The organism is Pseudomonas sp. MM213 (assembly GCF_020423045.1).
GTDB lineage: Bacteria > Pseudomonadota > Gammaproteobacteria > Pseudomonadales > Pseudomonadaceae > Aquipseudomonas > Aquipseudomonas migulae.
In genome coordinates, this window is sequence record NZ_CP081943.1 from 34,805 (window position 1) to 49,647 (window position 14,843).

The 14,843-nt window shown below is 60.1% G+C and carries 11 protein-coding genes; 6 read left to right on the forward strand and 5 right to left on the reverse strand.

What is annotated here, in order from left to right; genetic code table 11:
• Positions 1–8: 8 nt before the first annotated feature.
• Positions 9–575: a CsiV family protein gene (locus K5R88_RS00145; protein ID WP_008028464.1), complete on the reverse strand. Its 567-nt coding sequence runs from the start codon at positions 573–575 to the stop codon at positions 9–11.
• A complete protein-coding gene (gene mfd / locus K5R88_RS00150; protein WP_226298903.1) occupies positions 554–4,036 on the reverse strand; it encodes a transcription-repair coupling factor in 3,483 nt (1,160 codons plus the stop codon). The genes K5R88_RS00145 and mfd overlap by 22 nt, the downstream gene beginning before the upstream one ends.
• Before the next feature lie 362 nt (positions 4,037–4,398).
• Between mfd and K5R88_RS00155 the strand changes: the two genes are divergently transcribed.
• The gene (locus K5R88_RS00155; RefSeq protein ID WP_008028461.1) at positions 4,399–5,862 is read left to right on the forward strand and encodes a glyceraldehyde-3-phosphate dehydrogenase; all 1,464 of its coding nucleotides are present in this window, start codon (positions 4,399–4,401) and stop codon (positions 5,860–5,862) included.
• A 173-nt stretch (positions 5,863–6,035) separates the two neighbouring features.
• Here the strand turns inward: K5R88_RS00155 and K5R88_RS00160 are convergent, their stop codons facing one another.
• The gene (locus tag K5R88_RS00160) at positions 6,036–7,334 is read right to left on the reverse strand and encodes an MFS transporter (RefSeq protein ID WP_008028459.1); all 1,299 of its coding nucleotides are present in this window, start codon (positions 7,332–7,334) and stop codon (positions 6,036–6,038) included.
• Positions 7,335–7,452: 118 nt separating this feature from the next.
• Between K5R88_RS00160 and K5R88_RS00165 the strand changes: the two genes are divergently transcribed.
• Complete coding sequence (locus K5R88_RS00165) at positions 7,453–8,439, forward strand: FAD:protein FMN transferase (protein ID WP_008037702.1); 987 nt, start codon at positions 7,453–7,455, stop codon at positions 8,437–8,439.
• Between the two features lie 207 nt (positions 8,440–8,646).
• Positions 8,647–10,041 (forward strand): Si-specific NAD(P)(+) transhydrogenase, encoded by a 1,395-nt coding sequence (gene sthA, locus K5R88_RS00170; RefSeq protein ID WP_008028455.1) that lies wholly within the window; start codon positions 8,647–8,649, stop codon positions 10,039–10,041.
• A 42-nt stretch (positions 10,042–10,083) separates the two neighbouring features.
• On the opposite strand, the gene K5R88_RS00175 is transcribed toward sthA, so the two are convergent.
• Together K5R88_RS00175 and K5R88_RS00180 are read right to left on the reverse strand one after the other, a co-directional pair.
• A complete protein-coding gene (locus tag K5R88_RS00175) occupies positions 10,084–10,806 on the reverse strand; it encodes a glycerophosphodiester phosphodiesterase (RefSeq protein ID WP_008028453.1) in 723 nt (240 codons plus the stop codon).
• A 14-nt stretch (positions 10,807–10,820) separates the two neighbouring features.
• Complete coding sequence (locus K5R88_RS00180) at positions 10,821–11,399, reverse strand: PilZ domain-containing protein (RefSeq protein ID WP_226298904.1); 579 nt, start codon at positions 11,397–11,399, stop codon at positions 10,821–10,823.
• Positions 11,400–11,493: 94 nt separating this feature from the next.
• Between K5R88_RS00180 and K5R88_RS00185 the strand changes: the two genes are divergently transcribed.
• The 3 genes from K5R88_RS00185 to K5R88_RS00195 all read left to right on the forward strand — a co-directional run bounded on the left by K5R88_RS00185 (position 11,494) and on the right by K5R88_RS00195 (position 14,745).
• Positions 11,494–12,744, forward strand: coding sequence for a lipoprotein-releasing ABC transporter permease subunit (locus K5R88_RS00185; protein ID WP_223434359.1), 1,251 nt, complete (start codon positions 11,494–11,496; stop codon positions 12,742–12,744).
• 7 nt (positions 12,745–12,751) lie between these two features.
• On the forward strand, positions 12,752–13,435 hold the full coding sequence (gene lolD / locus K5R88_RS00190) for a lipoprotein-releasing ABC transporter ATP-binding protein LolD (protein ID WP_226298905.1): 684 nt from the start codon (positions 12,752–12,754) through the stop codon (positions 13,433–13,435).
• Positions 13,436–13,500: 65 nt separating this feature from the next.
• Positions 13,501–14,745 (forward strand): lipoprotein-releasing ABC transporter permease subunit, encoded by a 1,245-nt coding sequence (locus K5R88_RS00195; protein ID WP_226298906.1) that lies wholly within the window; start codon positions 13,501–13,503, stop codon positions 14,743–14,745.
• Positions 14,746–14,843: the final 98 nt, after the last annotated feature.

Genomic DNA, 14,843 nt, shown 5'->3' on the forward strand with positions numbered 1-14,843 from the left:
GACTTCAATCAGTCCGGAATTTGTTCGGGGACTGGCCGAGGCGCAGGGGCGGTGAGCGAGGTGATCTTGATCAGCAGGCCGAGGTGACCGTTGTCGAGGAAGTTCAGCTGGCCGTTCTTGGTGTGGCTTTCTTGTTTGAGGCGTTCGCTGGCGGTCACCATGCCGTTGGCGTCGATCTGGTTGACCCAGAAGTCGGCGTCAACGTCGGTAAAACGCCCCAGTTTCAGGTTCAGCGTGCCCTCGATCGGGAATTGGCCGAACTGTTCCTTGCCGTCGCTGACCGCAACTTTGCTGGCTTCTTCGCCGAGATTTTGCTGCCAGGCCTTGTGCAGCAACACCGTGTATTCATTGCTGGCGGTGAGTTTTTCCACTTCGCCATTCAGGCTCGGCGTACGCAGGCTCTCGGGGCGGATTTGCTGGGCGCCGGCGGCCCAGTCTTCCGGCGCGGCGCGGCTGACGATGGCGGGCACGGCGTTTTGCCGGACCAGAATCATTTCGATCTGATACAGGTCATCGGCAAACGCCGTTGGAGCGACCAGGGTGGTCAGCAAAGTCAGTAAACGAAACAGGCGCATGCGGCGTCCTTCAAGCAGTTTTTCGGAATGAGGCATTCAAGCAATGCCTCTACAGTATTAAAGCGCTCTTCCGGGCGCTCCATCGGGACCATGAATTTAAACATCGTGGCCCCTTCGAATTTGTAGCGTTTAGGCTGGCCCTGAATCAGTTTGATCAGGGTCAGCGGATCGACCGGTGTCTGCGCCGCGAACTCGATCCGGCCGCCTTGCGGGCCGCCGTCGACTTTCTTGATGCCCAGCACTTCGGCTTGCAGCTTCAGCCCCGTGATGCGCATCAGGTTCTTGGTCGGCTCCGGCAGCAGGCCGAAACGGTCGATCATCTCCACTTGCAGGTCCTTGAGACCATCCTCATCGGTGGCCGAGGCAATGCGTTTGTAGAGAATCAGCCGTGCGTGGACATCCGGCAGATAGTCTTCGGGAATCAGCGCCGGAACACGCAAATTGACTTCCGGGCCACCGCCCAACGGCTGATCGAGATTCGGTTGTTCGCCCTTGCGGATCGACTTCACCGCACGCTCGAGCATCTCCATGTACAGGGTGAAGCCGACCGCCTGAATCTGTCCGCTCTGGCCGTCGCCCAACAGTTCACCGGCGCCACGGATTTCCAGGTCGTTGGTGGCGAGCACGAAGCCCGCACCGAGGTCCTGGGTATTGGCGATCGCTTCCAGGCGCTTTTCTGCATCCGGGGTGATTTGCTGGCGCGGCGGTGTCAGCAGATAAGCATAGGCCTGGTGGTGACTGCGACCGACGCGGCCACGCAACTGGTGCAACTGCGCCAGGCCGAATTTGTCGGCGCGCTCGATGATGATGGTGTTGGCGCTCGGCACGTCGATGCCGGTCTCGATGATGGTCGAGGCGATCAGCACGTTGAAGCGCTTGTGGTAGAAGTCGCTCATCACCTGCTCGAGTTCGCGCTCGCGCATCTGCCCGTGGCCGATGCCGATCCGCGCTTCCGGCACCAGTTCGGCGAGGTCAGCGGCGCATTTCTCGATGGTCTTCACATCGTTGTGCAGGTAGTAGACCTGTCCGCCACGCAGCAGCTCCCGCAGCAGCGCCTCTTTGACCGTGCTCTTGTTCTGCTCCATGACGAACGTCCGCACCGACAGGCGACGGGCCGGCGGTGTGGCGATGATCGACAGGTCACGCATGCCGGACACTGCCATGTTCAGCGTGCGCGGAATCGGCGTGGCGGTCAGCGTGAGGATGTCGACTTCACTGCGCAGGGCCTTGAGCTGTTCTTTCTGACGGACACCGAAACGGTGTTCTTCGTCGATGATCACCAGCCCGAGGTTTTTGATTTTCACGTCGTCTTGCAGCAGCTTGTGCGTGCCGATGACGATGTCGATCTTGCCTTCGGCAAGGTCGGCGACAGCGGCATTCACTTCCTTGGCCGACTTGAAGCGGCTCATCACTTCCACCGTCACCGGCCAGTCGGCGAAGCGGTCGCGGAAACTGTTGTAGTGCTGTTGGGCGAGCAGGGTGGTCGGCACCAGGATCGCCACCTGACGACCGCCGTGCACCGCAATGAACGCTGCGCGCATCGCCACTTCGGTCTTGCCGAAACCGACATCGCCGCAGACCAGCCGGTCCATCGGCTTCGGTGCGAGCATGTCGGCGCGCACGGCTTCGATGGTGGTTTGCTGGTCCGGGGTTTCTTCGAACGGGAACCCGGCGCTGAAAGTGGCGTAATCGGCTTTCGGATCTTCGAAGGCATAACCTTCGCGAGCAGCGCGGCGGGCATAGATGTCGAGCAATTCCGCCGCCACATCGCGCACCTGTTCGGCGGCTTTGCGTTTGGCTTTCTGCCAGGTTTCCGAGCCGAGACGGTGCAATGGGGCCAGGGCATCGTCGCTGCCGGTGTAGCGGGCGATCAGGTGCAGGTTGGCCACCGGCACGTACAGTTTGGCGCCTTCTGCGTATTGCAGGGTCAGGAACTCGGCGGCTTGATCGTCGATCTCCAGCGTCGCCAGGCCCAGATAGCGGCCAACGCCGTGATCGATGTGCACCACCGGGGCGCCTTCGCGCAGTTCGGTGAGGTTTTTGATCACGGCGTCGTTGTTGGCGTCGGCGCGTTTTTCACGGCGACGGCGCTGCATCACGCGCTGACCGAACAACGGACTTTCGGCGACCAGTGCCAGGGCCGGATCGTCGAGCACCAAGCCTTCGTCGAGCGGTGCGATGGTGATCGCCAAGCGCTCCTTGCTCGCGACAAAGTCGGGCCAGCTGTCGACGGTTTTCGGTCGCAGCTTCAGGCGTTCCAGCAGTTCCAGCAGCACTTCACGACGGCCCGCAGATTCGGCGGTGAACAGCACGCGACCAGGGAACTCGTCGAGGAAACCGGCCAGCGCGGCCAGCGGTTGAGTGGCTTTGGCTTCGATGGCCAGGTTCGGCAGTTCTCGCGCCGGGAAGCGCTCGCGGCCGACACCGGTTTCAACGTCCTGTTGACTGGCGACGACGCGCGGCCAGTTCTTCAGGCGTGCGAAGCAGTCCTCCACCGGCAGGAACAATTCGGCTGGCGGTAATAAAGGACGGGACGGATCGACACGGCGCTCTTCATAACGATTGCGCACGTCGTTCCAGAAATTTTCCGCCGCCTGCTCGATGCCCGGCAGGGAAAACACCTGGGTGTCCTGGGGCAGGTAATCGAACAGGGTCGAGGTTTCGTCGAAGAACAGCGGCAGGTAGTACTCGATACCCGCCGGTGTAATCCCGCTGCTTAAGTCCTGAAAGATCGGGCAACGGCGGAAATCGACATCGAAGCGCTCACGGAAGCGTGCCTTGAAACGGGTGACCGCATCTTTCTGCAGCGGGAATTCCCGTGCGGGCAGCAAGCGGACGGTGTCGACTTTATCGATGGAGCGCTGGTTTTCCGGATCGAAGGTGCGCAGCGTCTCGATTTCGTCATCGAACAGGTCAATCCGGAAGGGCAGTTTGCTGCCCATCGGGAACAGATCGATCAGCGAGCCGCGGACGGTGAATTCGCCGTGCTCGTACACCGTGTCGACGTAGCGATAACCGCTGGCCTCAAGCCGGGTGCGCATTTGCTCGACGTCGAGCTTCTGGCCAACGTCCAGCACCAGGCTGCTGCCGAGCAGGAATTTGGTCGGCGCCAGGCGATGCAGGGCCGTGGTGATCGGCACCACCAGCACGCCATGGCTCAACTCCGGCAATCTATATAGAGCAGCGATGCGCTGGGAAATGATGTCCTGGTGTGGCGAAAACAGATCGTAGGGCAGGGTTTCCCAGTCAGGGAAATGCAGCACCGGCAAATCCGGGGCGAAGAAACCCAGCTCCTGCTCCAGCCGCTCGGCACTTTGGCTGTCGGCGGTCAGTAGCAGGGTAAAGCGCTTGGCAGCGCTGGCAGCCTCGGCAATGGCCAGGCTCAGGGCGGCACCGGGCAGGTTGCCCCAGTGCTGTTTACCTGCCGCGGCAGGGAGAAGCGGTAGACGCAGAACGGGCACGGAAGGTTGAGCTCCAAGCGTTGCGACAAAGTCGGTAATTGTAGCGGCCCCGGGTGCCGCCTGTCAGTTGCTGACTGTGTCTATTACGCAGGTTTGGCGAAATGTAGTGGTAAAGACAAAAAACGCCGGTTTTTTGCTGAAAATTACTGATTATGTAGTGGCAAAACGACTGAGTGTTACGGAGGGTTACGGATAAGGCGGCGATGTCTCAAAAAATTGACTTCGCTGAAAGCCGCGGTTTTACTGGGCTTCGGCGGTGCGTAATTTTTTTGAAGAAGAAATTGTTACGGATCGCACGACAGGCGCGCATTGCTACGAGAGACACTCGGCGGCATAATGTAGCCCCTTTTTTCTGCCCCTACATGTGGAAGGTTCCCGTGACTCAGAAGCCCGACCAGTGTCTTGGTGAATGGATCGACCGTGAAGCACTCGCAGAAGCGATGATTCCGCTTATCGGTCAGCTCTACCGCAATAACAACGTGGTGAGCTCGATCTATGGCCGCAGCCTGATCAACCAGTCTGTCATCGCGATTCTCAAAGCTCACCGCTTTGCTCGCCATCGTTCTTCCGACGATAGCGAACTCTCCGTCCACGAAACATTCCCTCTGCTGAAAGCCATGAGCGAGCTCAAGCTCGGCGCGGCTTCGGTAGATTTGGGCAAGTTGGCGTACAAATTCCGCGTCGAAGGCAATGGCCGTACTGCCGAGCAGTTCGTCCGTGAAGAAATGGCTGAAGTGGTTGGCCAGCAAAACGCCTCCGCTCGCAAAGGCACCGACGTTGTGCTGTACGGCTTCGGTCGTATCGGCCGTCTGCTGGCGCGCATCCTGATCGAAAAAACCGGTGGCGGCGACGGCCTGCGTCTGCGTGCCATCGTGGTGCGCAAGGGCGCCGAGAACGACCTGACCAAGCGCGCCAGCCTGCTGCGCCGCGATTCGGTACATGGTTCGTTCAACGGCACCATCACCATCGATGAAGAAAACAACACCATCACCGCCAACGGTAACCTGATCCAGGTTATCTACGCGAAGAACCCGACTGAAGTGGATTACACCCAGTACGGCATCAAAGACGCGCTGCTGGTGGACAACACCGGTGTATGGCGTGACGCCGATGGCCTGGGTCAGCACCTGGCGTGCCCGGGTATCGACCGCGTTGTTCTGACCGCGCCTGGCAAAGGCAAGCTGAAGAACATCGTTCACGGCATCAACCACGGCGAAATCACCGCTGACGACAAGATCGTTTCGGCTGCTTCCTGCACCACCAACGCCATCGTGCCGGTGCTGAAGGCTGTCAACGACAAGTTCGGCATCGTCAATGGTCACGTTGAAACGGTTCACTCGTACACCAACGACCAGAACCTGATCGACAACTTCCACAAGGGCGATCGCCGTGGCCGTAGCGCCGCGTTGAACATGGTGATCACCGAGACCGGTGCTGCCACCGCTGCTGCCAAGGCTTTGCCTGAGCTGGCTGGCAAGCTGACCGGTAACGCGATCCGTGTTCCGACGCCAAACGTGTCGATGGCCATTCTCAACCTGAACCTTGAGAAAGCCGCCACCCGTGAAGAGATGAACGAGTACCTGCGCTACATGGCGCTGCACTCCGATCTGCACAAGCAAATCGACTTCGTCAATTCGCAGGAAGTGGTTTCCACCGACTTCGTTGGCTCGCGCCACGCTGGCGTTGTGGACGCTGAAGCAACCATCACCCAAGACAACCGCGTTGTTCTGTACGTTTGGTACGACAACGAATTCGGTTACAGCTGCCAGGTGGTTCGCGTGATGGAAGACATGGCTGGTGTAAACCCGCCAGCATTCCCGCGCTAAGCCTTAGCTGCACATGAAAACGCCCCGACTTTGGTCGGGGCGTTTTTGTTTGTGCAGGCTTTTGAGCCGTGTCGCCAGGTCGGGCCTCATCGCTAGCAGGCTAGCTCCCACAGGGGACTTGTGAACGACACAGATCCAATGTAGGAGCGAGGCTTGCCCGCGAAAGCGGTCTGTCAGGCGCCGCCAACCACCGCCGCCTGCGCCGTCCGCAACTCATGCCGGTTACCACGGAACAACACCAGCGTCGCAATCAACCCCAGCACTGCCGCGCCGCTGAGCCAGATCCCCGGCGCAGCCTTGTTATCCAGCACATGAATCAGGTACGTACAGGCTGCCGGCGTAAACCCGCCGAAGGTTGCCGTCGCCAGGCTGTAGGCCAACGAGAAGCCGGTCGTACGAACTTCCACCGGCATGATCTCGGTCAGCGCCACGACCATGGCGCCGTTGTACGAGCCATACAGGAACGACAACCACAACTCGACGATCAGCAAATGGCTGAAGCTCGGGTTCGCCACCAGCCACGACAGGGCAGGGTAGGCGGTGAGAATCGCCAGAATGGTCGCCGCGAGAAGCAGGGGTTTTCGCCCGATCCTGTCGGACACAGCACCCATCACCGGCAGCCAGAAAAAGTTCGACAGGCCGATACAGACCGTCACCAGCAACGCATCCAGATCCGACAGGTGCAGTTCGGCCTTGCCGAAGGTCGGGGTGTAGGCGGTGATCAGGTAGAACGACACCGTGGTCATCACCACCAACGCCATGCCGGCGATGACAATGCCAAAGTTCTGACCGATCGAGTGGACGATTTCCCGCAGGGTAGGGCGGTGTTTTCGTGCCTGGAACTCAGGCGTTTCTTCCAGCGAACGGCGAATCACGAAGATCACCGGCACGATCATGCAGCCGATCAGGAACGGCACGCGCCACCCCCATTCACCCATTTCTTCCGGGCTGAGCCAGTGGTTCAAACCCACCCCCAGCAGGCCGGCAAACACCACCGCCGCTTGCTGACTGGCAGACTGCCAACTGACGAAGAACCCTTTGCGCCCCGGTGTGGAAATCTCCGCGAGATAGACCGACACACCGCCCAGTTCCACGCCGGCAGAGAAACCTTGCAGCAGTCGGCCGAACAGCACGATCAGCGGCGCGGCCACGCCCAGCGTGGCGTAACCCGGCACGCAGGCAATCAGCACCGTGCCGGCCGCCATCATCGCGAGGGTGATGATCAAGCCTTTGCGGCGGCCATGACGGTCGATGTAGGCGCCGAGGAAAATCGCCCCCAACGGGCGCATCAGGAAGCCGGCACCGAAAGTGGCCAGCGACAGCATCAGGGAAGCGAAAGCGCTGTCGGCGGGGAAGAAGGTTTTGGCGATGGCTGTGGCATAAAAGCCGTAGACCATGAAATCGAACATCTCGAGAAAGTTGCCGCTGACAACGCGAAAAATCGCTTTGCCTTTGCCGGTCGTGGAGGACATGTCTGGATACTCACTTTTTAAATCTTGTAAGAAAGCGTTTCGCGTGTGTCCCATAATGGCTGGCGTGCTTTTACTGGGAGATGAAGATTTGTTAACTGGACGTTGGAAGGTGGTTGTGATGCTGGCTGGTGTTTTGGCTGGCTGCGGCAATGGCGATTCCATGGAAAGCGTCGGCGGCCCGACTATGGGAAGCACTTATTCAATCAAATACGTGCGCCATGCCAATCTGCCCGCGCCCGCACAAGTGCGCAGCGAGGTGGAGAAGATCCTCGCCGAGGTCGACAAGCAAATGTCTACCTATCGCAGCGATTCGGACATCGAACGCTTCAACGATCTGCCCGCCAATCGCTGTCAGAAAATGCCCGCGTCCATCCTCAAATTGATCCGCGTTGGTGAACAACTGTCAGAGCAAAGCGAAGGATCCTACGACCTGACCGTGGAGCCACTGCTCAATCTCTGGGGGTTCGGCCCCCGGGCGCGTGAAGAAAAAGTGCCCAATGCCCAAGCGCTTGCCGAGGTGCGGCAGCGAGTCGGTTATCAGCATCTGCGCATCGAAGGCGAACAGTTGTGCAAGGACGCCGCCGTCGAAGTCGACTTCAATAGCATCGCCGCCGGCTACGCAGTCGATACGATTGCCGCAAAACTCGACGCGATGGGCATTCACAACTACCTCGCCGAAGCCACCGGCGAACTCAAGGCTGCCGGCAAGAAACTTGATGGCTCGCCGTGGCGCATCGCGCTTGAACAACCCCGAGACGATCAACAAGTTGCAGAACGCATCATCGCGGTCGACGGCTACGGCGTTTCCACTTCCGGCGACTATCGCAACTATTTTCTGCAGGACGGGCGGCGTTATTCCCACACCTTCGATGCTCACACCGGTACGCCGGTCTCACACACGCTGGCGTCAGTCACGGTCATTCATCCTTCAGCGTTGATGGCCGATGGACTATCGACGCTGTTGCTGATTCTCGGTCCTGAACGGGGGTGGGACTATGCCGAAACCCACAACATAGGTGCATTCTTTGTGATTCGTGCCGATACAGGTTTCGTCATACGTACCAATCAGGCTTTTGAGCGTCTCAGTGGCGGTAAAACCGAATGATTACGGTGATGCACGCATTGAAAACTGGCGTTGTAGTGCAGGCAAAAGTAGCCTACGACGCGACCAAGGGTTAATGTGCGCGGCGTTGACGCTTCTATAGACTGTGTCCGGGTTCTGCACTGGCCCCAAATTGTTCCTTCACGCCGCAGATCGGCGTGATTTAGCCGCAGGTGCCGAGAGCGCCGCGGCCTGTTCTGAGGAGTATGCATGGCTGTCTACAACTACGACGTGGTGGTGCTGGGTTCCGGCCCGGCGGGAGAAGGCGCGGCAATGAACGCCGCCAAAGCAGGGCGCAAGGTGGCGATGGTCGATAGTCGTCGCCAGGTTGGCGGCAACTGCACCCACCTGGGCACCATCCCGTCCAAGGCACTGCGTCACTCCGTCCGGCAGATCATGCAGTTCAACACCAACCCGATGTTCCGGGCCATTGGTGAGCCGCGCTGGTTCTCGTTCCCGGACGTGCTGAAAAGCGCCGAGAAAGTTATTTCCAAACAAGTCGCTTCGCGCACCGGCTACTACGCCCGTAACCGCGTCGACGTGTTCTTCGGCACCGGCAGCTTCGCCGACGAGCAAACCATCGAAGTGGTCTGCGCCAACGGTGTAGTCGAAAAACTGGTGGCCAAGCACATCATCATCGCCACCGGCTCGCGTCCTTATCGTCCGGCGGACATCGATTTCCATCACCCGCGTATCTACGATAGCGACACCATCCTCAGCCTCGGCCACACCCCGCGCAAACTCATCGTTTACGGCGCCGGCGTGATCGGTTGCGAATACGCGTCGATCTTCAGTGGTCTGGGCGTACTGGTTGAGCTGGTCGACAACCGCGGCCAGTTGTTGAGCTTCCTCGACTCGGAAATCTCCCAGGCGTTGAGCTACCACTTCAGCAACAACAACATCACGGTTCGCCACAACGAAGACTACGACCGCGTCGAAGGCGTGGACAACGGCGTGATCCTGCACCTCAAGTCCGGCAAGAAGATCAAGGCCGACGCCTTGCTCTGGTGCAACGGTCGTACCGGCAACACCGATCAGCTGGGTCTGGAAAACATCGGCGTCAAGGTCAACAGCCGTGGCCAGATCGAAGTCGACGAAGCCTACCGCACCTGCGTGCCGAACATTTACGGCGCCGGTGACGTGATCGGCTGGCCGAGCCTGGCCAGTGCCGCGCACGACCAGGGCCGTTCGGCCGCTGGCAGCATCGTCGACAACGGCAGCTGGCGCTTCGTCAACGACGTACCGACCGGCATCTACACCATTCCGGAGATCAGCTCGATCGGCAAGAACGAGCAGGAGCTGACTCAGGCCAAAGTGCCGTACGAAGTGGGCAAGGCGTTCTTCAAGGGCATGGCGCGTGCGCAGATCGCCGGCGAGCCTCAGGGCATGCTGAAGATCCTGTTCCACCGCGAAACGCTGGAAGTGCTGGGCGTTCACTGCTTCGGTTATCAGGCGTCGGAGATCGTGCACATCGGTCAGGCGATCATGAACCAGCCGGGCGAACTGAATACGCTGAAGTACTTCGTCAACACCACGTTCAACTACCCGACGATGGCCGAAGCCTATCGGGTAGCGGCGTACGATGGCCTCAACCGGCTTTTTTGAGCGGCTCCGGCCGGTGGCCTGAGCCGGCCGGGGAGACCGATTTCAGCAATTCTCGAGCGTGGCGGTGGCCAAACCGGGAAAGTCTGTAATCAGGCTGTCAACGCCGAAGTCGGCGAGTCTGCGCATCAGCGCGGGCTCGTTGACTGTCCACACCGACACATGCAACCCCTGTCGCTGTGCCTTCTCCAGGCGCTCCGGCGTGCACAGGGTCCAGTTCAGCGCCAGGATCTCACAGCCATAGCTTGCCGCGACCTTCAACGGGTCGAGCCAGGCGTACTCGGCTACCAATCCGCGGGACACGTCCGGCACCAGGTCCAGTGCGGCTTTCAGTACTTCGCGCGAGCTTGAGGTGATGGTCACCTTGTCGAGCAGGCCATGACGCACGGCCATTTCACGAATCGCCAGGACGGTGGTCGCGGCGCGAGTGCGTGAAGCGCTTTTGACCTCCAGCTGCCAGTGTTCGAAATCGCATTTCTCGAACAACTCTTCCAGCGTAGGAATAGGGCACGGCTTGATCCAGCCCGGTCCGCCCTTGCGCGCGTCGTAGGTCACCAGCTCGGCGGCCGTGTGCTCGACCACCTTGCCGCGTCGGTCGGTGGTGCGCTTGAGCGTCGGGTCGTGGATGACCATCAGCTCGCCGTCCATGGACAGGTGCAGGTCCAGTTCGCAACGGCGCACGCCGTGCTTGAGGCATTGCTGAAAGCTGTTCAGCGTGTTTTCCGGTGCTTCGCCCTTGGCGCCGCGATGGCCGTAGATGAGGGTCACGGTTCTTCCTTAAATTAATTGCCTGATTCGTTTTCGCGGGCCAGGCGTCGTTCCTGGGCCTGCTTTTGCAGAATGTAGCGGGCTAGCAGTTGGCGCTGGGCATCGGTCGGGCGTTCGAACTCGGTGCCGATGTCGAAGCCGCCGCCCTTGCGGTCGCAATGGGTGACGCGCGCCCGAAGCAACAGGCCGAGGGCTTGTGGCATCAACACCAGTTTCACCGACAAGTGAGTGCCTTCAGCGATAGCGGTCGGATTCTGGAAGTCGATGCCGCCTTCCGAGATGATCACTGGCTGCGGCTCGCCGATCTGCCCAAGCACGGTGATGGCGATCACCTGGCTGAGCAGATCGATGCGTTTGTTCTGGGATTTCAGGAACGCCGCGAGGGGGCGGTCGCGTTCACTGATCTGGCGCAGCAGGTGTTGCGACTCGAATTCGCTCAGGTGCAATTCGCTGAGCAGGTTGAAGAGTGGGGAAGCATCCTGCAACACTTCCTGGCCTGCGGCTTCGGGAGCGGACAGGGGCCGAATTTCCAGTGCGATCGTGTCCTCGATACGGTAGTATTCGCGGCGATCTTCTTCATCTAATGTCGACATGGCGAACCCATGGTAGCGGCGGTGGTCTGAGTGTAAAGCTGGTTATCGACCCCCGCCACAAGGACGTTCCTTTTCCCTCCGAACAAGCCCCGACATGTTCAGACCTCTCTTCGTATTTATTGGCACGCGTTATACCCGTGCAAAGCGTCGCAATCATTTTGTGTCGTTCATTTCCCTGACTTCGATCATCGGTCTTGCCCTCGGCGTGATCGTGATGATCGTCGTGCTGTCGGTCATGAACGGCTTCGATCATGAGATGCGCACGCGCGTGTTGGGCATGGTGCCCCACGCGACCATCGAGTCCGGTGAGCCGATCAGCGACTGGCAGGGCCTTGCCGCCAAGGTCAAGCAGAACCCGCAAGTGACGGCCGTGGCGCCGTTTACCCAGATGCAGGGGTTGCTGACCAACAACGGCAAGGTCTCCAAGGTGCTGCTCAATGCCATTGACCCGGCGCTGGAACGCCAGGTGTCGATCATTGACAAGTTCATGCTGCAGGGCAAACTTGACGACCTCGCGCCCGGCAGTTTCGGCATCGTCATCGGCGACAAGGCGGCCGCCAAGCTCGGCGCGGCCATCGGCGACAAGCTGACCTTTGTGGCGCCGGAAGTCACCGTGACCCCGGCCGGCATGTTCCCGCGCATGAAACGCTTTACCGTGGTCGGCATCTTCCATGTCGGCGCCGGTGAAATCGACGGTTACCTGGGCGTCACCAATCTGCAGGATCTGGCGAAGCTGCACCGCTGGAAACCGGATCAGGTGCAGGGCATCCGCCTGAAGTTCGACGACCTGTTCCAGGCGCCACGCACCGCGTGGAACATCGCCCAGCAGCTCGGTGAAGACCATTTCTACGCCCGCGACTGGACCCGCACCCACGGCAATCTGTATCAGGCGATCCGCATGGAAAAAGCCATGATCGGTCTGCTGTTGCTGCTGATCGTTGCCGTGGCCGCGTTCAACATCATTTCCACGCTGGTGATGGTGGTGAACGACAAGAAGGGCGACATCGCCATTCTGCGTACCCTCGGCGCCACGCCGGGTTCGATCATGGCGATCTTCATGGTGCAGGGCACGGTCATCGGTGTGGTCGGTACGCTGATCGGCGCCGTGGTCGGGATCTTCGCCGCGCTGAACGTCAGCGCCGCGATCTCGCTGCTCGAAGGCCTGATCGGACACAAGTTCCTCAACGCCGACGTGTACTTCATCGATTACCTGCCGTCGCAAGTGCAGAGCCAGGATGTGTTGATGGTCTGCGCCGCCGCGTTGGTCCTGAGTTTCCTCGCCACCCTGTATCCAGCCTGGCGTGCCGCGCGCACCCAGCCTGCGGAGGCGCTACGTTATGAGTGAGTCGGGCATGAGTGATAAAGCAATCTTGAGCTGCCGCAACCTGGGCAAATCCTACGAGGAAGGCCCGGAATCGGTAGAAGTGTTGGCCGGTCTGCAACTGGAGCTGCATCCGGGTGAGCGCGTGGCGATTGTCGGCACCTCGGGTTCGGGCAAAAGTACTTTGCTCAACCTGCTGGGCGGTCTCGATACGCCGACCAAGGGCAGCGTCTGGCTCGACGGCGAAGAGCTGTCGGCACTCAGCGAGAAGAATCGCGGCCTGTTGCGCAATCGGTCGCTGGGTTTCGTGTACCAGTTCCACCATTTGCTGCCGGAATTCACCGCGCTGGAAAACGTCTGCATGCCGCTGCTGATCGGCAAGACTTCGATCCCGGAAGCGCGTCAGCGTGCGACGGCGTTGCTGGAGCGGGTAGGGCTGGGCCATCGCCTGGAGCACAAACCGGCGGAATTGTCCGGTGGCGAACGTCAACGCGTGGCCATCGCCCGCGCGCTGGTGAACAAGCCAGGACTGGTGATGCTCGACGAGCCGACCGGTAACCTCGACTCCCACACCGCCCAAGGCATTCAGGATTTGATGCTGGAACTCAGCACTTCGATGCGCACGGCGTTCCTGGTGGTGACTCACGACATGAACCTGGCTCGCCAGATGGATCGCGTCCTGCATTTGCAGGAAGGTTGCCTGACGCCTATCTGATTGGCCGAAACCCGATGTCTGAAAAGACATCGGGTCTTTTTTGTTTTTATACGGTGCCCCAGCGAATGTTCAGACCGTTATCGATCTTTATCGGCACGCGCTATACCCGCGCCAAGCGCCGCAATCGCTTTGTTTCGTTCATCTCGATGACCTCGATGATTGGCCTCGCCCTCGGTGTGCTGGCGATGATCGTGGTGTTGTCGGTCATGAACGGCTTCCAGCGCGAAATGAGCTCGCGCATCCTCGGCATGGTGCCTCACGCGACCATCGTCGGCGTGAACCCGATCGACGATTGGCAGCCGGTGGCCGACGCCGCGATGAAAAACCCGGAAGTGACCGCCGCCGTGCCGTTCACCGAGATGGAAGGCATGCTTTCCTATAAAGGCACGATGCAGCCGATTCAGGTCAGTGGTGTCGACCCGGCGCTGGAAGGCAAGGTCTCGATCGTTGCCCAGCACATCGTCCAGGGGCGTCTCGATGCCTTGAAACCGGGCGAGTTCGGTGTGGTGGTCGGTGAGATCACCGCACGACGTTTCCGCTTGAATGTCGGGGACAAGATCACCCTGATCGTGCCGGAAGTCAGCACCGCACCGGGCGGGATCACCCCGCGCATGCAGCGGCTGAATGTGGTGGGCGTGTTCAAGGTCGGCGCTGAACTGGACGGCTCCATGGCGCTGATCCACGTTGCAGATGCCGCGCAGATGCAGCATTGGGAACCGAATCAGGTGCAGAGCGTGCGTCTGGCGGTGAAGGATTTGTACGCGGCGCCGAAGGTCTCCAGTGATATCGCTGGCGGCTTGGGCACGGCGTACAAGGCTGACGACTGGACTCACACCCAGGGCAGCCTGTTCAGCGCGATGAAGATGGAAAAAACCATGATCGGCCTGCTGTTGCTGATGATCGTTGCGGTGGCAGCGTTCAACATCATCGCGACCTTGATCATGGTGGTGAACGACAAGGGCGCGGACATCGCGATCCTGCGTACCATCGGTGCCACGCCACGGCAGATCATGGCGATCTTCATGGTTCAGGGCACGGTGATTGGCGTGGTCGGCACCTTGATCGGTGGCGTGCTCGGCGTGATTGCCGCGCTGAACGTCAGTGAGCTGGTGGGCTGGGTGGAGCGGGTCAGTGGGCAGCACATCTTCAGTTCTGACGTGTATTTCGTCAGCAACCTGCCTTCGGAATTGCAGGGTGGGGATGTGCTGTTGATTTGCTCGGCCGGGTTTGTGTTGAGCTTCCTCGCCACGGTTTACCCGGCGTGGCGGGCGGCGAAGATCGAGCCGGCTCACGCGCTGAGATATTCGTAAGCCCTGACACCGCTATCGCGAGCAGGCTCGCTCCCACAATTGACCGAGGCGACTCAGGACTAATGTGGGAGCGAGCCTGCTCGCGATGAGGCCGGACC